The organism is Chryseobacterium sp. X308, from assembly GCF_020733145.1.
Lineage (GTDB): Bacteria > Bacteroidota > Bacteroidia > Flavobacteriales > Weeksellaceae > Chryseobacterium > Chryseobacterium cupriresistens.
The window spans coordinates 1-19,801 of the sequence record NZ_JAJFZH010000034.1 but is presented as its reverse complement, the minus strand read 5'-3'; the positions used below and the strand labels follow the sequence as shown (position 1 = coordinate 19,801).

Here is a 19,801-nt window from a genome sequence, read left to right as displayed (position 1 = left end):
TTATTCTCAATACCAGATCTCTGTTAACGCAAAGTTTATTTTGAATTATATTAAATTTTAAGCAGGCAAAGAGTGAATCAATTTTTAATTGATTTGATGAAGCAAACTGTTTCTATTAACTCAGAAAACAGTATCCGGCTTTAAGACAGAAAAAGTAAAGTTACTTTTTACCGATGTCACCATAAAAAGATGAAAATATAGAGAATCATTTCTTTTATAAGCTTTATAACTTCCAGCTTCCAGCTCAAGGCTTCAGACCTTTCTGAAAATACTGGTTTTATCCCAAGCCTGGATCACTTTCAAAAAAGTAATTATATAAAAATTGTGTCTGAACTAAATTCATGATTCACGACTGATCTTTTTTATATATTTGCTAAAATTTAAAAATCAAGAATGAATCCAGGAACTATCCTTTTGTTATTTGTTTTCGTCTATTTTATCGGTCTTTTGGTGATTTCTTATTTCACCAGCCGGAATTCTGATAACCAGTCTTTTTTTATCGGTAACAAAAAGAGTAAATGGTGGCTCGTAGCATTCGGGATGATAGGAACCAGCTTAAGTGGAGTTACTTTTATTTCAGTTCCGGGAACCGTCGGAAAGATGACCGGCTCCGAATATATTTACGGAGGTTTTGAGTACTATATGATGGTGATCGGTTTCTTCATCGGATATTTTATTGTAGCAGCGATACTTTTACCGCTTTATTATAAGATGAATCTGACCTCTATATATACCTATCTGGGGAAAAGATTCAATGTGGAGGCGCATAAAATCGGTTCTATCTTTTTTATTATTTCAAGAGCAATTGGAGCTACCGCAAGATTATACCTGGTAGTAAATGTTTTACAGATATTTTTACTTGAAGGGTTGGGAGTTCCGTTTTGGGTAACTTCCCTTGTACTTCTGCTGATGGTACTTCTGTACACTTTTGAAGGCGGTGTAAAAACGATTGTTATTACAGATACCCTGCAGACTTCATTTATGATCATCAGTCTTGTAGCTTGTATTGTTTATATTTTATCTAACCTGAATTTATCATTCGGTGAAGCTTATACGATTCTGGAACAGAAAAACTATACTCATTTCATCAATTTTGATCCTAATTCCAAAACCTTTTTCCTGAAAACCATTCTGGGAGGAATTTTCATTACCATCGCCATGACAGGGCTGGATCAGGAAATGATGCAGAAAAATATATCTGTAGACAATCTTAAGAATTCAAAGAAAAATATGCTGACCTTCGCCGGAACACTTCTTATCGTGAACCTTGCATTCCTGTTCCTGGGAGGGTTGCTATACCTTTTTGCGCTGCAGCATGGAGCGGAATATGGGACTATAAACGGTGAAACAGTAACGAATATTTTCGGATTTAAAGACCCTTCAGGAAACATTAAAAATGTAATGGGAGACGATCTTTTCCCGGCTTTATCGCTTCAGGGATATTTTCCTATGGCTATTTCTGTTATTTTCATCATCGGATTAATTTCAGCCTTATTTCCTTCTGCAGACGGTGCTTTAACAGCTGTAACAAGCTCATATTGTGTAGATTTATTAAACCTTAATGAGGATAAAACCAAAACTGAAAAAGAGAAGAAACGTCTTCGTATGAAAGTGCATTTAACTTTCACTGTCGTTTTCTTTATTCTGATCATGGTTTTCAAGGCATTAAATGATAAATCCATTGTGTACCTGATCATGGAAATTGCAGGATATACCTATGGACCGCTTTTAGGACTTTTCGCCTTTGGAATTTTCACCAGGTTCCAGATTTCAAGAAAATATTCAATTCTTGCGGTAACTATTTTTGCTCCTATCCTGACCTATTTAATCAATCTTGCTGTTACCACGTATACTGATTACAGAATCGGTGTAGAACTGATTGTTCTTAACGGATTGCTGACCTTCATTGGTCTGTGGCTGGTAAAAAACAAGCAGCACTTAAAAGTCGTTTAACACTTATAAAAACATAAAAAAGGCTGTTTTCAATGAAGACAGCCTTTTTCTTTTTATTGGAATCAATGAAATAGATTATTCTTTAATCCACTTAATTGTTTTCTCTAAGTTCTTAGACTTAACCCTGATCAGATAGTCTCCCTGGACAAGGTGAGACAAGTCAAAAGTACCTGTTTTATCATGATTCAATTTGTTATTTGTCTGAGTGAACACTAATTTTCCGCTTACATCGTATACAGTAATATCATATACTTCATTTGAATTGGTAAATTTCACATTCAGTAATCCCTTACTTGGATTAGGATATACAACAAATACGTCTTTATTGGCAGCAGTCTCGTTCACACCTAATGTCTGGGTAATGGTGAAGTTGACAGGGTTAATGTTGTAGAATACGTTCGTTTCTGCAGCCACCATAATTCTTGCCTGTGTTGTATTTACGTTAGGAATAGTAACAGCTTCAGAACCATCATTCGGAGTAGAAGCCAGGATCAGTGTAGGATAGGTAAGACCGCCGTCTGTTGAAAGATAAATATTCACAGTAGCAGCATTCACAGGAAATGCCGTTGTATTGGCGACATCCCATGTTACCGTCTGAGTGGAATTACCAGCCCAGCTTACCGCTGTAGCAGGTGCAGTTACATTGAAAGGTCCGGAATTTCCATCAACGGTAATAACAGCATCATCATTCGCTACCCCTGCGCAACCCGCATTATTATCTCTTACGGTCAGTCTGAACTCCATCGTTCTTGCATAAGATGGTCTAACTTCTCCTTTGGAAACCGTACCATTGATTACATCTGTAAGTTTTGGGAAATATCTGTAAGGAACGGTTACAGGTACGTATGATCTGAACAGAGGTGCATTTCCGGTAGGAGCATTCCAGTCGCCTGCCGGGCCTACATCATTCTGCTCCCAGCTGTACGTAAGCGGATTATTATCGATATCTGTCGCAGATCCTTCCAATCTGAATGGTGTACTCTTCGGGATGGTATAATCACCTCCGGCGTTTACTGTTGGAGCAAAATTATTAACAGGAAGCGTAACCTGACATGTTGTTGACTGAACTTTTGTTGTGATAGACTGATATGATTTGGTATGGAAAGTCGGAATACTGTTAGGAGCCAGGTTATTGGTACTTCCACAAATTCCGGCGTAAGCCATTATGGTAATTCCGCTTCCAGGTTCTACAGCATTAGATGCACTACGGTTACCATTACAACTCCCTGTAATGGCATTAAATGTATGCGGCCCACCAAACTGATGCCCTACTTCATGGGCTACATAATCAATATCATAAGGATCTCCAACAGGATTAGGCGAGCCCGTGATCCCTCTACCTTTATTGGTTGCATTACAGATTACTCCCAATCCGGCTAATCCTCCGCCACCCGTACTGAAGGTGTGTCCGATATCATAATTTGCATTTCCTATCAATAAATCAATCTGAGTCTGGCTCTCATTAATTAACGTGCTGGCATTGTTATTTCCGTTAAACGGATCTGTAGCGGCATTTGTAAAGACCACATTGGCTTCATTATCCACCAGTACCAATCTTGAAGCGACTTCCTGTTCGTAGACTCCATTCACCCTGTTTACGGAGGTTACTATGGCTGAAAGTGTCTGTGCTACAGTAGGTGTGGCGGTACCCGTTGCTGCTACAGCATATTCTCCCGTACAAGCCACCGCAAGTCTGAAAACTCTAATCTGATTTCCTACGCTTGGTGCTACGGTCTTTTGGGCGTTTTTTTTTCCCACGGGAGAGTCGTCCTCATCCTTTACTCCACAAGACCTTGGATTTTTATCAATCAAATCACTTTTTTTATAAATGATATAATTGCTGATATCCTGTTTTGCATAGGGGTCAATATAAGAATCACCGGCTACTATAGATTTTATCTGTGCATGGAATCCCAGCTCTGTAAAATCCAGTTTTATGGTGGCATATTTGTCGTCAATTCCCTGTCCTGTAAAAGTAACAATCTGAGGAAACTGGCTGGCTAACCCGGGAGCCATCACTGAAGATTTCCAGATTCTGAATTTTGCTTTGGTGCCGTCAGGCATTGGCAGAAGAATAATAGGTGCATTGTCTTTACTATCGCTGTCTTTTAACTCCGGAACGGAATTAAAATAACTTTTCATTCCGGCTACATCCAGCGTGTACGTCAGTGCCTTTTCCGGTTGTACTGTTCTGTTTTTAGGGTCTGCTTTAATGGATCTTTCACTAATTACTGTAAAAAAATCCTGTGCTTTCCCGGAGGAAACGGATATTATAAATATCCCCAGATAAAATAATTGTTTAATTTTCATATATAATGGTTTGTAATTTTTATTCATTCAAATAATAAGGCCAAAGCTAAAAGATAATTAACCAAGGAATAATAATTCAAATAATCTGGAATTATAAAATTAATTAAATTAATCAGATTATTACATACAAAAAGTAAAAATTTAAATATAAACCTATAGAAAATGGAAAAATTCGCCTGTATAAAGGCAATAAGCTAAAATAAATTAATTATAATTTTTCCTTTTATTTACACAGATACTTTTACGATTTTAATATCTTTGAAATGTATAAAATAAACAGAATTAAAAATTAATCAAAATAAAAAATACAAACCTAAAAACCATGAAAAAAATTATCTCATTTTTCGCTTTCCTATTAACATTCAGTTTTATGAGCGCTCAGGACAATTTTGAACTATCAACATTAAGAATCGGGCCGTTTAAAGTCTTTATGCCGAAGGCTGAAGCCGAAAAAATTGCAGGAACAAAGCTGGTTAACACAGGTGGAGAGAAAAAAAACATGGTAAAGTATAATGGAGAAACCATACAGATTGATCTTTTTGATAATTACATTAATGAGGCCAATCCAAGTGTTCCTTCAATTACCTATATGACAACAACTAGTAAAAAGTTTAAAACCAAAAGCGGAATCGGAGTTGGAAGCACCCGCGACGACCTGATAAATGCCTACAGAAATTACCCCAACTTTAGTGTACGCCCGGATTGGGACTCTAATGGCAAACCGATTAAAGACACCGGTTATTTTAATCTTGAAGACAGCCAGGCAGGAACGCTGTTAAGTTTTAAATTTGTTAATAATATAGTGACCGAAATCTCCGTTTACCTTAATGAAGGCTGTTAAAAGCGGAAAAATATTAAAATCATACAAAAATCCGGGTTTTATCTCCGGGCTTTTGCATTTCCGTAAGCCGGTAAAAAATTGTAAATTCGCATACAAATAAATCAGATATAATGAGTAAAAGTATTGAAGAGTTAAAGACTCTTACTACGCAGATCAGAAGAGACATTTTAAGAATGGTTCACGCTGTTAATTCAGGACACCCGGGTGGAAGCTTAGGTTGTACAGAATTCTTTACAGCCCTTTATGGTAAAGTGATGAACTATAAGCTTCCTTTCACAATGGAAGGCAAAAATGAAGATCATTTTTATCTATCAAACGGACATATTTCTCCGGTATTCTATTCTACTTTGGCAAGATTTGGTTTCTTCCCTGTTGAAGAACTGAGCACTTTCAGAAAATTAGATTCAAGATTACAGGGACACCCAACTACACATGAAGGACTTCCGGGAGTCAGAATCGCTTCAGGTTCTCTTGGACAAGGGCTTTCTGTAGCACTTGGAGTAGCTCAGGGTAAAAAATTAGATGGTGATCAGTCTCTTGTTTACTCTCTTCACGGAGATGGTGAGCTTCAGGAAGGTCAGATCTGGGAGGCATTGATGTATGCTTCTGCTAAAAAAGTAGATAATATCATTTCTACTATTGATTACAACGGACGCCAGATTGACGGAGATACAGATGATGTATTAAGCTTAGGAAATCTTCATGCAAAACTGGAAGCATTCGGATGGACTGTTTTGGAAGAAAAGAACGGTAATGATCTTGAAGCGGTCATTGCAATTCTTGAGAAAGCAAAAACAGAAACCGGAAAAGGAAAACCTGTAGCCATCCTTCTTCATACAGAAATGGGATACGGAGTTGATTATATGATGGGATCTCATGCGTGGCATGGTAAAGCTCCTAATGATGAGCAGTTAGACACGGCATTCAAGCAATTGTACCTGGAAGCTCCGGCTGATTATTAATTATAAATGATAAATTATTATTGATAAATGATACTTCGAACTTTATAATATGATTAATCTCCCATCATTTATCAATGATCAAAAACTTTAGTAAAAAATGAAATATACATATACAGAAAAAAAGGACACTCGTTCAGGATTCGGAGCAGGATTAGCAGAATTAGCGGACAAAAATCCTAATGTAGTAGCACTTTGTGCAGACCTTATCGGTTCTTTGAAGATGGAGAAATTCATTGAAAAGGCTCCTGAAAGATTCTTTCAGATCGGTATTGCAGAAGCGAACATGATGGGAATTGCTGCAGGTCTTAGTATTACAGGAAAAATTCCTTTTACGGGAACTTTCGCGAACTTCTCTACTTCAAGAGTATATGATCAGATCCGTCAGTCTATTGCTTATTCTGATAAAAATGTAAAAATCTGTGCATCTCACGCAGGTCTTACTTTAGGAGAAGATGGGGCTACTCACCAGGTTCTTGAAGATATCGGTATGATGAAAATGCTTCCCGGAATGACCGTGATCAATACTTGTGATTACAACCAGACTAAAGCTGCTACCCTGGCGATTGCAGATTTTGAAGGTCCTGTATATTTAAGATTCGGAAGACCTGTGGTTCCTGTATTCATCCCTGAAGATATGCCTTTCGAAATCGGAAAAGGAATTATGCTTCAGGAAGGTACTGATGTAACGATTGTTGCAACAGGACATCTTGTATGGGAATCTCTTGTGGCGGCTGATGAACTTGAGAAAGAAGGTATTTCTTGTGAGGTGATCAACATTCACACGATCAAGCCTCTTGATGAAGAGATCATTTTAAAATCTGTAGAAAAAACAGGTAAAATTGTAACGGCTGAAGAGCACAACTATCTTGGCGGTTTAGGAGAATCTGTTGCAGGCATGCTTGCAAGAAGAAGACCTACAAAACAGGAATTTGTAGCGGTAAATGATACTTTTGGAGAGTCTGCAACACCAGCAGAATTGATGAAAAAGTATCAAATTGATGCGGCTGCAGTAAAAGAAGCTGTAAAGAGAATTTTAGCTTAAAATAAGATATTATATAGACAAACTCCGGCGGTTTCTTCGAAACCGCCGGAGTTTTTGTTATTGTGTATAAAACCACCCCGTCGAAAATTCTTTGAATTTCCGCCACCCCTCCAGCGGAGGGGAATGGTTATACACCCATTCTTCATTGTATTAGTTTTTACCCTGATTATTATTGTTCCGGTTGATTCAAAGGAATTCCGACAGTGATGAGAACGGGACATAAGATTTCTTTGATGTATTCATCTTCTCTTCTGTTGGAAGCTTTAGATCCGGAAAAGTAATTGCTGATTCTGTAGTTTTTCACAAACTGATTTCTTTTCTTTCCGATGGAATAGTAATACCCACCTCTTTCATCATTAATAAAATAGGTCATTTCATCAAAATTCATCAGCTTTTTGGAAAGTAACAGTTTTCTGTAAATACACTTTTCTGATTTATCAAAAATATATTTCACAGGAATTATGAAAAGAAGGTCAAACAGGAAATAAATCATATAAACAGCCCATAAGCCCATTGCTATTTTAAACTGGTCGCCAGACATCTTACCCATAAAATAATACACAATAAGAGGAAGCGCAATCACTCCCAGTCCCAGCCACCATACCAAAGTGCGCAGGAAACTGTAATTGGGCATAAAGCTTATTTCACTTCCGTTTTCCTCAAATCTATAGCGGTCTCTGATATCCATTCTCAGGATTATTAATGTTCATTATATCTTCTGTCTCGTTCACCATTTTCTGAATTCCTTTCTGAGTAAGTGCCTGACCTATGGTAAGCTGCTTTTCTTTTCCATCTACTTCAAAATACATAGACAGCATTACATTAGTGGTGATAAAACCCATATATTTTGTGGCCACAACATGAAAATTTCTGAAATTTTCTATGGGATAGGTTTTTACCGGAACAAAAATGGAGTGTTTTCCGGTAATCGTTTTCCGGTCCATATCAATAACGAATTTCTTGGTAAAGAAATTGATCATAATAAGTACTACTACAGCAATAATAACATAACTGAAAGTTCTTAGGCTATTAAAGAGTAATGCTGCTACAATCAGGAAAATAATACAGAGCACGGATACAAATACCGGCTGGTTTTTAAAAATATATTGGTTTCCTTCCTGTTTATAAAATTGGTAGTTGTTCATAATAAATGTAATTGTTCTTTATATTATGGTTGGTGGTTGAGTCTAATGCTTAAGAGATTGTAATGTATAAGAGGCTTCTGAGACAATTATTTTACCGGGCTTCATATGTATATATTTAAAGTGTTTTTTTATGCGTCATATTTTTAATTGCCCCAGGCAGCCATCCAGTTCAGATATTCAATTTTGTATTTATTATCGTTAAGTCTGACGATAAGATCTTTTAGCTCTTCCTTCTCAAACTCATAGTCTGAGACCGTGAAAATCAGGAAAACATCTTTGCCAGTGATCTTTGTGAAAAAGTTTTCATTTTTAAGTTTCTCCAGCACTTCAATACAGGTTGAATACAACTTCATCTGAAAACCTTCAAACCAATGACCATCGTCATCATGTTTAGTAAGCTCTGCCCTCAATTGGGTACAGATCTCATCAAATTCTTTATCGGCTCCTTCCATTTCGTAGGTCCATTCTGCCGGTTCATATTTATAATAAAGAGCATCTTCGTCATCTGTATTCTCCATTGCTTTCAATGTATTGGCAGCAGGGCAAACCGTCATTGCTCCCTCATCGCTGTACAAAGCAAAACTGTAAATACCTTCTGCTCCATGCTTTTCGTACACTTCTAAAAAAGCCTTCTTAGCAGCATGTTCTATCTGCTGTTTCAAAATTTCAAAATCCATACTTCTTTTCTTTTTTAAAATGGGCGTTAAAATTACCTTTATCCTGTCAAATCAGCGCATTATATTCTTTATAAGACCAGCCAGTTTCATGATTATAGCTATCCTATTTTGTCATTTTTTAGCGGTCTGATTTTATTATCTTCAAAATGGTCTTTTGTACCTGTTAATCATCAGATATTATCTAATGAAAGAAAACTTATCTTCAAACATTTTTCCGATCAACGGTAAAGGTTTTTCAACATCGTTGGCAGCATTAATAATCCCGATAATCATTAACACCAAAGGAATCAAACCCAATATTCCCAGAATTCCGATTTTAGTAACCATCAATACAATATTGAGAATGATAGATAAAAAGATAGAAAAAAGAATTAATCCCAATGATTGTTTCAGATGGTATTTTAAAAGGCTGTTCGACTTTTCTTTTCCGATAAAGAAGGATATCAGCCATCCGAAAAGCGTAATGTAAGAAACAATTGATAAGGTTTTGTTGTCCATAGCTGTAAAATTTTTAATTAATATTCTTTGATTTTTTCCGGCCCAAAATTGCAGAAGAAAAAGATCTCAGGCTTCTTTTCAGCAACTACAAAACATCTTCAATGCTGATTACAGATGACTACAAAATGTCTACAAAAACAATTAAACAACTAATATTCAATAAATTAAAAACGAAACATAGTTCTACTTTTTCAGACAGGAAATTGACAGGTGTCTACAATTTTTGTACTTTCACCTTATGAAATTAAAGTACTTACTTTTATACTGTATACTTTTTATCTGCCCACTATATCCCGCACAGAATGCATTTATTGATGGTCTTAAGAACCAATTGAATGAAGATCATATTTCTACTGCAGAAAAATTCAGAATTTACAATGAACTTACCGAATATTACAGAGTCAGCGATCAATATTCTACAGCTGAAAAATATGTTCAGCAGCAACTTGATCTTGCTAAAAAAGAAAATGATTATGCTGAAGAAGTAAAAGCTCTCAGTCAAAAAGGAGTCATTAAGCTTAATCAGTCTGAATATGATAAGATTCCTCCTATCCTGGATGCTGCGAATGCAATTGTTCAAAAGAGTCATAACAAAACGGCTGAACTATATGCCACCTATCTGAATATCTACTACAGAAATGCACTTGGCGAACTTGAAAGTACAATCAGGCTTGTTCAGAAAGTTCTTCCCACCGTTGAAAAACAACCTTCTGAAATCTTATTAAACGCAAAGCTCAATTATCTCCTGTATGGAATTTATACGGAATGGAACGATGCTGAAAATGCCACCAGATATGCCAAAAAATCCATAGAGCTTGCTGAAAAGGCGGGAAACAAAAATTTACTCAGTTCTACCTATTCAGCGCTGGCTGTCTGCTACTCCTTTCAATATGAGAAAAGCGGAAACTTAAAAGATCTGAAACCCGTCATAGAGATGTGTAAGAAAGCTGTTGGCCTGTACCATCAATTTCCCGGTCATGTCTCAGCCCATGTGCATGCAATGGCATTGTTGAATCTTACAAACTATTATCTGAGCTATCCGATTATGACTCCCGAAATCCGTGAGGAAATTCAGAATAACGCCCACGAAATCCTGACCCTTACCCAGCATACAACTCTTAATCAGAGTATGCAGGCAGGTGCACTTGGTGTTTTGAGCAATCTTGCATCACGGGATCATAATGATACTTTATCAGAGCAGTATCTTCTGAAAGCGGAACAGATTCTGCTTACCCAGCAGCCGGTTTATTATCACGTGATGATCAATGTGGTAAAAAACCTTGCAGAACTTTATGCAAAACAGAAAAATTACCAGAAAGCTTATGAGTACGAGACAAAAGTAACTGAATACAGCAATCTTCTCTTTGATGAAGGCCAGGCTGAAACTGCAAAAAGATTGGAAGCCCAGTATCAATCGCAGAAAAAAGAATCTGAACTCAGATCTCTCACCGAAAAAACGGCCAGTCTGAGAAAGGAAAAACTTCTTTATATAATACTGGGAATCATAGGATTGATTGGAGCCTTCTTTATGTTCCGTTCTTATCATTTTAAATTGCGGTATTCTATAGAAAGGGAAAATAAGCTTGATACAGAAAAGCATGAAGCAGAAATGCAGGTCAAACTTCAGGAGGAAGAGCAAGCCCGATTAAGGGCAGAACAGGAACTACTTACTCTTCAGCAGCAAAAACTTCAAAGTGAGGTATTGGCCAGCCAGCTTCATATTCAGCATAAGAATGAGGTTCTGCAGCAGCTTCAGACCCAGCTTTCCGATACGGATATTAATATTCATCAGGTGGTAAAGGGAGAAAACCGGGTTGACAGTGATTTTGAAAAAATCAGATTCACCATTCAGGAACTGCATCCTGATTTCTTCAAAAATATCAATGAAAAAGCTAAACAAAAGCTTACTGCTCTGGATTTGAAATACTGTGCTTACCTCTATCTGGGAATGGGCACCAAACAAATTGCCAACCTCCTCAACGTAGAACCCAAGAGCGTAAGAATGACCAAATACCGTCTGAAAAAGAAGTTCGGTCTGGATCAGGACACCGCTTTAGAATCTTTTTTCCAGGGGGTATTTTCTGAGTAACTATATATATTTTATTTTTATACTCAATTGAAAGCTTTTTGTCTTAAGATTGAAAAGCTTTTTTTATACTTAAAATTCATTTGTTAATATCCAAAGTTTTAAAATCAGAGCTTTTTTTATAAAAACTGAGGGGATACTTACGTGTTTTTTGGTGCTAAAAAAGTTGATTTTAAATAAAAACAAATCACAAAAAGCATACAAATAGTACCCAAAACAAGTTATTCAACATCTTATTTCCAGGCTTACATCACTTATTTTCCGGTATTGTACAATAGAAAATATTACCGTACAAACTATTGTTAAAGTCAGTAGCTTTCTTTTTATAGCCGGTATGTAATTTATACTTTTTCGAATTTCAAATATTTCACCAAAGCCCAGCTCCTCTTCAGAGTAAAATTTGCATTTGTACACAAAGCAAAATACAAATCATTTACACATTTTATCCCTATAAAGTGATCTAAATATTTATAGTTTTATCCCATCAACGTTGACAAAATACATTCTTCAAATTTAAACTACAAGTGTACAGTGTATAATAAATAGGAAGGATTATTCACCCAAAGTCAAGGGTTAATTTGACACAAACGATTTATATAAAAACAATTAAAAATTACACACATGAAAAAATTAAATGGAATGAAGAGTGGCTTCTCTTCTTTGGAAAACAAAAAACTGAAAGATCTTAAATCAATTCAGGGAGGCAGCTATAATGTTAAATCTAATGTTCCCGCTGGAGAAGGCTGTGAAGAATACGACACCTATACAGCACCGGGAGGAACTTATATAGGCAGAATTACTGTATGTAGCCCAACAGCAACATTAAACTAATGAAGGAGGGGCAACCCTCCTTTTTTTCCTTTCAAAGTTACCATATAAATAACGTCCTTACAGGCTTATGAAACCATATACGTATTATATTCTTTTAATTATTTTAGTTTCTTTCTTATCATGCAAAAACAGGAAATTTAACTACATTACATATTACAGCAAAGTGAATGAAGTTGACAGTATTTACAGAATAGCTAATCAACCTGAAAAAGCGATAAGAAAATTCAAAAGATTGTTTCAGAAGTATGAACCCAAAAATCAGGAGCTTACTGAAGAATATAAAACTTATATTCAACTTGCAGATCATTATCATAAAGATTTTGGTGGAAAGAAAAGTCTATACAAACTTATTACACTGGCCGCTCCCTATGGTAATGACTATAAAAAACTTTACCCGCTCTGCAGGAAATATGGGATAGACAGTCTGGAAGTCGATCAAAAAGTAGCAGATTGGAAAAAAAACCTGAATAAAAGGCTTGTGGACTCCTTTACTATAGCCATGATCCGTGACCAGGATGGAAGACCGGATAATATACCCCTTGTATACAGGAATATTGAAAAAAATGCAGACCTTTTTTTCTGGACATTTGAACATTATGGATTTCCTGATGGGCAAAAAATAGGAAGATTAGGAAACAACGATGTTTTTATAGCCATGCCTACATTGCTAAGCCATATGATTGGCTCTAAAAAATATCCTGAATTCAGGAAAAGATTGTTCGAATATGTACAATCAGGCCATTGTTCTCCTCAGGAATATGCCTTAATGTCCGATACGTATGATTACTATAGAAATACTGCAGTACGATACAGCTTACGAAATAATAGTCAGGATTCTGTACGGATTAATCGTAACCGAAAAAGTATTGGCCTTCCCAGTATAAAACATTCATCTAAAATCAGAAAAGATAAAGTTAAGAAAAAATGATTCTCATCCTTTCCGCTAATCAGGAAACAACCACAAATGAAGTTATTAAATGGCTTAAAGCTTTAGGTAAGCCATTTATCCGTATCCATGAAGATGAAATTTTTGAAATAACAGCACATCAAAACAGAATCTTTTTGCAAAGCCAAAGAAATAGTTTTTATATTGAAGATATCAGCAGTGTCTGGTATCGCAGAGGAGGGTTACAATTTAGGAGAAAAGAATATGAGAATCCTTCCATTAATGCTCATATGAATGAAACTCAATATTGGCTTGAGGATTATGTAATAAAAATGCTTGAAATGAAAAAGCATATTAATAAACAAAGCAACAGCCATTTAAACAAGCTTCTGGTACTTGAAAAGGCTAAAAAAGTAGATTTGAAAGTCCCGAGCTATTACTTGGCAGAAAACACAGAGCAGCTAATTGTGAATAAAACCATTACGAAATCTATTGCTGAGAACATAATATTGAAATCAGTTGGTGGCTTTTCTGAAGGTATTTTGTATACTTCACTTGTTACAGAAAAGGAAAGGGAAAATTTCTTTATTACCTTTTTTCAGGAAATGATTGAAAAAGATTTTGAAGTGCGGGCCTTTTATCTTCATGGCAAAATCTGGGCTACTGCTATTTTTTCTCAAAATGATAAGAAGACTCAGCTTGATCATAGAAAATATAATCACGAAGTTCCGAATCGGAATGTTAGATATAATCTTCCAAGAGAGATTGAAGAAAAAATACATATCCTTATGCAGGAACTGGATATCAACTGTGGTTCACTTGATTTTATAAAAGCCAAAAATGATTTTTATTTCTTAGAAATCAACCCGGTTGGTCAGTTTTTAGGATTATCCGCAATTTGTAATTATGCACTTGAAAAAGAAATAGCAGAATATTTATGAAAAAGAAATTCAAAGAAAAAAATAAGTTACCTCTTACTCTGAAATATATAGAAAATTTCAGAAATGATTCAGCTGAGATACAAGATAGCTATCAACAGAATTATGTTGTCTGTATACAACATCAAACTGACTTTTTAATGAGCATAAAACCTGTGAAACCTCTTGTTAGATTATTATGAAATGTTTTAGTATAAAAATATATGGTCTTACTAACCTATGAACTATTTCAACCTATTTGCCAATATCCTCATCACCAAAGGAGCCACCAGAATTCTCATTTCGGATTACAATACAAGTGTACCGTGTATAATAAATAGGAAGAATTATTCACCCAAAGTCAAGGGTTAATTTGACACAAATGATTTATATAAAAACAATTAAAAATTACACACATGAAAAAATTAAATGGAATGAAGAGTGGCTTCTCTTCTTTGGAAAACAAAAAGTTAAATGATTTAAAGTCAATAATTGGTGGCGATGGCAGCTCCTATTCAATCAAATGTAATTTAGTTAATTCTGAAGGATGTACAGATACTGATTATTATAATGATGATGGGTCTTATAAAACCAGAGGATGGCTTTGTGTAGGACCAGCCCAAATTTCTACTGATCTAAACTAAAAAAGGAGAGAGAAATCTCTCCTTTTCATTTCAATCAAAGTACAAACTATGAAAATTTTGCTTTTTTGGTGCTGTTCTATGTGTTCCTTAATATCCACATTTTTAAAGGCTCAAAACACGAGTTTTATATATGAGCTCAATTATAAACCCAATTCCGATAGTTTAATTACTGATAAAATTGTTTTCTATTTAGATGTTAAGGATAAAGAATCTTCATTCAGGTCAGACAAATTTCGCAGGTCAGATTCATTAAGAGCAAAACAAGGTTGGGGAAACGGATTTGATATGGAGTATAACAATAAACAGCTTTATATTTATAAGAAAAATGGAAACAATGAAGTTTTAAAATATGTTTTTGTTCCTTTAATTTATAATACGTACGTTATTTCCATTAAGGAAGAATTTCATTGGAAAATTATTGAAGAAAAAAAGAAAATAGGTAATTACAATTGTCAAAAAGCAGAAGTAGAATATGGAGGAAGAAACTGGATTGCATGGTTTACAAATGAAATTCCTTTACAACAAGGCCCATATGTTTTTTATGGATTGCCAGGACTAATTGTAAAAATCTCTGATGAAAAATTTGATTATGATTTTGAACTTATTCAAATAAAAGACTTTAAATGGAAAGAGCTTTATACAAATAAATTTCAAAAGCAAATTACCTGGGAAGACTTTCAAAAACTTCAAAAAAACTACTATACTGAACCATTATCTATGATCAAAAATTCTGATATAACATCTTATGATGAAAGTGGAAATATAATGAAAACTAATTTCAAAGAAATGAAAGAAAATATTAAAAAAAGAATTCGAGAGAAAAATAATCCTATTGAGCTAAATCATAAAGTAGAATATAAATGATATTAATTATCTCAAAAAATTCTGACAGGTCAACTATACAAGTCATAAAATGGCTTTCTTCAATAGGAAAGAATTGGATTCGAATACATGAGGACGAATTTTTTGAAATCAAAACTATAAAAAAAAGAATCTTCCTTAAAAGCCAAAGAAATAAATTTTTCCTCGACGAAATCGAAAGCGTATGGTATCGTAGAGGTGGAATTAATTTTAAACGTTTACAATACAACAACTCATCTATAAACATTCACATGAATGAAGCTCAGCATTGGCTTGAAGATTATATTATAAAAACTTTGGAATCAAAAAGGCATATTAATACTCAAACGAATGCTCATGTTAACAAACTTGTCGTATTGGAGGTTGCAAAAAAAATTGGTCTTGAAGTTCCTGATTATTTTCTTGCCGAAAATACTGATGATATTATATTGGAACAAACAATAGTAAAATCTATAACTGGAAATGTAATATTAGAATCTATTAATAAAAATGAAGACGGCGTTATGTATACAACTACAATTAAAGAGACAGAGGAAAAGAATTTCTTTATCTCTTTTTTCCAGAAAAAAATTGATAAGGATTTTGAAATCCGAAGTTTCTATTTAAATGGGACATTCAATTCTATGGCTATTTTTTCACAAAATGACGAACAGACTAAAACTGATTTAAGAAAATACAATATGGAAAAGCCTAATAGAAATGTACCATATAATCTACCTAAAGCTGTTGAGGAAAAAGCACAGTTACTTATGACAGCTTTGGACCTCAACTCGGGATCAATTGATTTTATAAAAAGCGGAAATAATTATTATTTTTTAGAAGTAAATCCTATAGGTCAGTTCGGGAATGTATCTACGGATTGTAATTATTCCTTAGAAAGAAAAATAGCAGAATTTTTATAGCATAAAACCAGATGAAAAACAATTTTAATGAAACCAACTTATTACCACTTACTTTTAAATACATAGAAATATTTAAAAATAAAATCTCTTTAAAAGATAATAAAAAAGAAGAAATCATTTACTTTATAGAATGTCCAAAATTTTATACCAATTTCTATATAAGAGAAAGACCGCTTAAATCACTTGTAAGATTAATATAACCACTAGAAAATGGTCCAAATCTAAATTATAAGAGAAAAAATGAATAAAATAAGTCTAATTTTTGTAATGCTCACTTCCTTTTGCTTCGGGCAAAAAATGAGTTTTATTTATGAGGTAAATTATCGGTTAAACCATCAGTTGCCAGATGAATTTACAACCAAAACAATGATATTAGATTTTGTAGACAAAGAATCTGTTTTCAGAGAAAGTATGGATCGAAAATCTGATTCACTGAAAATGAATAATGGCTCGCCCATGCTTTCTTCAGGGTTTGAAAATCAATTTTATATAAAGAAAAACCCTTTCAACTAATAAAATATCAAAAATAATTACAAATGGACAGTTCAGCTATCTCCTTCCCATAGAAGAAACGTTAAAATGGAAGATACTTTCAGACAGGAAAAAAATTGGCAGTTATAATTCTCAAAAAGCGGTAATCACTTATGGCAATAGAGAATGGACAGCGTGGTTTTCTAATGATATACCAATTAATGATGGCCCTTATATTTTCAGAGGCCTACCAGGATTGATAGTATCAGTAGCAGATGGAAATGATTATAAGTTTGATCTTGTGCAAATTAAAAATCAGCTAACCTATTTGATGTCAGAACAAAACCAATAGTAATTGAATGGAATAAATATGATCAGTTGGCGAAAGCATATTATCTAAATCCCAATGCTGAAATAGAACAAAAAATCAGAAATGCAAAAAAGGCTGTTATGCAAGATGCTCAAGAAAATGTTATTGATTTTAATATCAGACAAATGAATAAAGACGAGCAGGAAAATATCAGAAAAGATAATAATCCTATTGAACTCAATCACAGAATCGAATATAAATAGCTTTAAAATGATAACTCATGAAATACTTTAATTTATTCTCAAACATCCTCGTTACCAAAGGAGCCACCAGAATTCTCATTTCAGATCTACAGAGAAATATATCAGAACTGTATCCGTTGGAGTTGTATGAAATTATAGAAGAGCTGAAAAACAAATCCGTTGAAGACCTGATGAAAGATTATGATCAGGAATCCAAAGTTATTATTCAGGAATACATCAATCTTCTATTGGAAAAAGAATATGGATTTATTACAAAGAGTGATTGGGACAGAAATTTTCCTCCTCTCTCTTTTGAACATCATGAGCCCAGCGCTATCACCAATCTCTTTATCGAAATGGAAGATATCGTGATCATAAAGAAGATATTTCCGTCAATAGAAAATCTTGGGATTAAGCATTTGGTTATTTACAGCTTAAAACCTTTACCCTTAAAAGATTGTATAGAAATTGATGAAATTTTTAAAACCTCAGTGTTATCAGGAATAGAAATTTTCTTACCGTTTCACCAGAAAGTCAACCTCTCTTTTATACAGGCTCTTCAAAAAAATACGGTCAGAATATACAGTCTTATTTTTTACAATTGTTCAAAACCTCCTTTCAAAGCTAAAGATGAATATAGATTCTCACTGAATTTTCTGAAAGATGATCTGAAAATATCTGCCTGTGGAAAAGTGGAACTGAAATACTTCAATACCAATATTACTAAAGTTATAGAAGCAGTGAACCACAATTCCTGCCTGTATAAAAAGGTAGGTATCGATAGAAAAGGTGACATCAAAAACTGTCCGCTCATGAGCGAAAGCTTTGGAAATATCCATAAACAAAGCCTTGAAGAAGCCATCAATCAACCTGATTTTAGAAAATACTGGGATCTTACCAAAGACCAAATTGAAACATGTAAAGATTGTGAGTTCCGTTATGTCTGCACAGACTGCAGGGCATATACTGAAAACACGTTAAAAAACAAAGAAGGCCTGAATATCTCAAAACCTCTGAAATGCGGTTATAATCCTTATACAGGCGTTTGGGATGACTGGTCAAAAAATCCTTTAAAACAAGAAATTTTTAATTCCCTGGTACTCAGATAATTTTTTTCATAATCCCTGTTAATTGAAAACCGCTTTTAAATTAGATTTAAAAGCGGTTTGTTATCTTATCGTATTGATTACATTTTATTTAAAAAACTTCCATTTCGGGATAATGGCAAGCATTCCGAATCCTGTAAACAGGAAAAGATTGGTTACATCCGTATACAAAAATGTAGACAGGTAGTAATTGTGCATAAAGAAATGCAGCACCAGTAAAGCCGGAAACATAAAGATTCCAGCCTTTTTGTAGAAGAACATCAGCACCAGCCCTATCATCATCAGTACGTCAATAGAAAAAATCACATAGAAGTACCATCTCGGAATCTGAAGGTATTCATGCTGCAGATATTCATCCACATCAATACCAAGTCCCATAATAGTAAACAACATCAAGGCTGCAAACGCCAAAATAAATCCCCATCCTTTCTTCGGGTCTTCGTCAAAATAGCTGTATTCTTCCATACCTACAAAAATAAAGAACTTATGAGAGATTTCATAAGTTCTTTTATAATTATTCGTTTAAAATTTGACTTACACAGAGATTGCGTTGATCAGTCTGTTTTTGTCACTTAAGAATTCCTCCATAGAGATCATACTTTCAGTTCTCATTACATCCTGAATGTCGTCGATCTGGTAAATAATTCTTTTGGCATCATCAGTATTCTTAGCTCTTACTTTACAGAAAATATTATATTTTCCTGAAATAACGCTAGCCTCGATTACGTTAGGAATAGTTGACAATTCTTTCAATACTTCCTGAGTACGGTTTGATTTTGTCAAAAGGATACCTATGAAAGCTGTAAAGTGATAATCCAGCTTACCATAATCAATGTTAAGAGATGATCCCAAAATAATACCTGCATCTTCCATCTTTTTCACTCTTACGTGAATTGTTCCAGCAGAAACATCCATCTGCTTTGCAATTTCAGTAAAAGGCATTCTTGTGTTTTCTACTAAGAAATCAAGAATCTTCTTGTCTATTTCGTCCAGTTGATAGTTCATATTAGTTAAATTACAATTTCTTTAAAAAATCTATGTATTTTTTGCAAATTTACGAAAAATAATTTAACTAAAAAATATATTTGTCTCTTATACAAATTTGATGGTGCCAGCG

The 19,801-nt window shown here is 34.4% G+C and carries 22 protein-coding genes; 15 read left to right on the top strand and 7 right to left on the bottom strand.

What is annotated here, in order from left to right:
* The first annotated feature begins 393 nt into the window (after positions 1-393).
* Positions 394-1,953, top strand: a complete 1,560-nt coding sequence (locus LIV57_RS21600; RefSeq protein ID WP_202843367.1) for a sodium:solute symporter — start codon at positions 394-396, stop codon at positions 1,951-1,953.
* A gap of 75 nt (positions 1,954-2,028) precedes the next feature.
* On the opposite strand, the gene LIV57_RS21595 is transcribed toward LIV57_RS21600, so the two are convergent.
* Positions 2,029-4,263, bottom strand: coding sequence for a reprolysin-like metallopeptidase (locus LIV57_RS21595; RefSeq protein ID WP_227944257.1), 2,235 nt, complete (start codon positions 4,261-4,263; stop codon positions 2,029-2,031).
* 322 nt (positions 4,264-4,585) lie between these two features.
* Between LIV57_RS21595 and LIV57_RS21590 the strand changes: the two genes are divergently transcribed.
* From LIV57_RS21590 to LIV57_RS21580, 3 genes are all read left to right on the top strand, one after another.
* Positions 4,586-5,104, top strand: a complete 519-nt coding sequence (locus tag LIV57_RS21590; RefSeq protein ID WP_110010859.1) for a hypothetical protein — start codon at positions 4,586-4,588, stop codon at positions 5,102-5,104.
* Positions 5,105-5,181: 77 nt separating this feature from the next.
* Complete coding sequence (locus tag LIV57_RS21585; protein WP_227944265.1) at positions 5,182-6,066, top strand: transketolase; 885 nt, start codon at positions 5,182-5,184, stop codon at positions 6,064-6,066.
* A 97-nt stretch (positions 6,067-6,163) separates the two neighbouring features.
* The gene (locus LIV57_RS21580) at positions 6,164-7,108 is read left to right on the top strand and encodes a transketolase family protein (protein ID WP_110010857.1); all 945 of its coding nucleotides are present in this window, start codon (positions 6,164-6,166) and stop codon (positions 7,106-7,108) included.
* 169 nt (positions 7,109-7,277) lie between these two features.
* On the opposite strand, the gene LIV57_RS21575 is transcribed toward LIV57_RS21580, so the two are convergent.
* The 4 genes from LIV57_RS21575 to LIV57_RS21560 form a co-directional block, all read right to left on the bottom strand.
* A complete protein-coding gene (locus LIV57_RS21575; protein WP_227944256.1) occupies positions 7,278-7,796 on the bottom strand; it encodes a hypothetical protein in 519 nt (172 codons plus the stop codon).
* Positions 7,774-8,253, bottom strand: coding sequence for a hypothetical protein (locus LIV57_RS21570; protein WP_227944255.1), 480 nt, complete (start codon positions 8,251-8,253; stop codon positions 7,774-7,776). The genes LIV57_RS21575 and LIV57_RS21570 overlap by 23 nt, the downstream gene beginning before the upstream one ends.
* A gap of 143 nt (positions 8,254-8,396) precedes the next feature.
* Entirely contained in the window at positions 8,397-8,930 is a 534-nt protein-coding gene (locus LIV57_RS21565; RefSeq protein ID WP_227944254.1) for a DUF4303 domain-containing protein, read from the bottom strand.
* A 177-nt stretch (positions 8,931-9,107) separates the two neighbouring features.
* A complete protein-coding gene (locus LIV57_RS21560; protein WP_227944253.1) occupies positions 9,108-9,428 on the bottom strand; it encodes a DUF4870 domain-containing protein in 321 nt (106 codons plus the stop codon).
* A gap of 238 nt (positions 9,429-9,666) precedes the next feature.
* On the opposite strand from LIV57_RS21560, the gene LIV57_RS21555 reads away from it, so the two are divergent.
* The 11 genes from LIV57_RS21555 (at position 9,667) to gwsS (ending at position 18,687) form a co-directional block, all read left to right on the top strand.
* Positions 9,667-11,517 carry a helix-turn-helix transcriptional regulator gene (locus LIV57_RS21555; RefSeq protein WP_227944252.1) on the top strand — a complete coding sequence of 617 codons (1,851 nt, stop codon included), beginning with the start codon at positions 9,667-9,669 and terminating at the stop codon, positions 11,515-11,517.
* A 618-nt stretch (positions 11,518-12,135) separates the two neighbouring features.
* Positions 12,136-12,345 carry a TIGR04139 family peptide modification target gene (locus tag LIV57_RS21550; protein ID WP_227944251.1) on the top strand — a complete coding sequence of 70 codons (210 nt, stop codon included), beginning with the start codon at positions 12,136-12,138 and terminating at the stop codon, positions 12,343-12,345.
* A gap of 67 nt (positions 12,346-12,412) precedes the next feature.
* Positions 12,413-13,273 (top strand): hypothetical protein, encoded by an 861-nt coding sequence (locus tag LIV57_RS21545; RefSeq protein WP_227944250.1) that lies wholly within the window; start codon positions 12,413-12,415, stop codon positions 13,271-13,273.
* The gene (gene gwsG / locus LIV57_RS21540; protein WP_227944249.1) at positions 13,270-14,172 is read left to right on the top strand and encodes a grasp-with-spasm system ATP-grasp peptide maturase; all 903 of its coding nucleotides are present in this window, start codon (positions 13,270-13,272) and stop codon (positions 14,170-14,172) included. The genes LIV57_RS21545 and gwsG (LIV57_RS21540) overlap by 4 nt, the downstream gene beginning before the upstream one ends.
* A gap of 392 nt (positions 14,173-14,564) precedes the next feature.
* Positions 14,565-14,792 carry a TIGR04139 family peptide modification target gene (locus LIV57_RS21535; protein WP_227944248.1) on the top strand — a complete coding sequence of 76 codons (228 nt, stop codon included), beginning with the start codon at positions 14,565-14,567 and terminating at the stop codon, positions 14,790-14,792.
* Between the two features lie 48 nt (positions 14,793-14,840).
* Positions 14,841-15,656, top strand: coding sequence for a GLPGLI family protein (locus LIV57_RS21530; protein WP_227944247.1), 816 nt, complete (start codon positions 14,841-14,843; stop codon positions 15,654-15,656).
* Positions 15,653-16,555 carry a grasp-with-spasm system ATP-grasp peptide maturase gene (gwsG, locus tag LIV57_RS21525; protein ID WP_227944246.1) on the top strand — a complete coding sequence of 301 codons (903 nt, stop codon included), beginning with the start codon at positions 15,653-15,655 and terminating at the stop codon, positions 16,553-16,555. The genes LIV57_RS21530 and gwsG (LIV57_RS21525) overlap by 4 nt, the downstream gene beginning before the upstream one ends.
* Before the next feature lie 366 nt (positions 16,556-16,921).
* Positions 16,922-17,068 (top strand): hypothetical protein, encoded by a 147-nt coding sequence (locus tag LIV57_RS21520; protein ID WP_227944245.1) that lies wholly within the window; start codon positions 16,922-16,924, stop codon positions 17,066-17,068.
* Between the two features lie 4 nt (positions 17,069-17,072).
* Positions 17,073-17,378, top strand: coding sequence for a GLPGLI family protein (locus LIV57_RS21515; protein WP_317259042.1), 306 nt, complete (start codon positions 17,073-17,075; stop codon positions 17,376-17,378).
* 98 nt (positions 17,379-17,476) lie between these two features.
* Positions 17,477-17,599: a hypothetical protein gene (locus LIV57_RS22930; RefSeq protein ID WP_262908382.1), complete on the top strand. Its 123-nt coding sequence runs from the start codon at positions 17,477-17,479 to the stop codon at positions 17,597-17,599.
* A 17-nt stretch (positions 17,600-17,616) separates the two neighbouring features.
* Entirely contained in the window at positions 17,617-18,687 is a 1,071-nt protein-coding gene (gwsS, locus tag LIV57_RS21510; RefSeq protein WP_227944244.1) for a grasp-with-spasm system SPASM domain peptide maturase, read from the top strand.
* 84 nt (positions 18,688-18,771) lie between these two features.
* On the opposite strand, the gene LIV57_RS21505 is transcribed toward gwsS, so the two are convergent.
* Together LIV57_RS21505 and LIV57_RS21500 are read right to left on the bottom strand one after the other, a co-directional pair.
* Entirely contained in the window at positions 18,772-19,149 is a 378-nt protein-coding gene (locus tag LIV57_RS21505) for a hypothetical protein (RefSeq protein WP_110010840.1), read from the bottom strand.
* 69 nt (positions 19,150-19,218) lie between these two features.
* Complete coding sequence (locus LIV57_RS21500) at positions 19,219-19,689, bottom strand: Lrp/AsnC family transcriptional regulator (RefSeq protein ID WP_002984446.1); 471 nt, start codon at positions 19,687-19,689, stop codon at positions 19,219-19,221.
* Positions 19,690-19,801 lie beyond the last annotated feature (112 nt).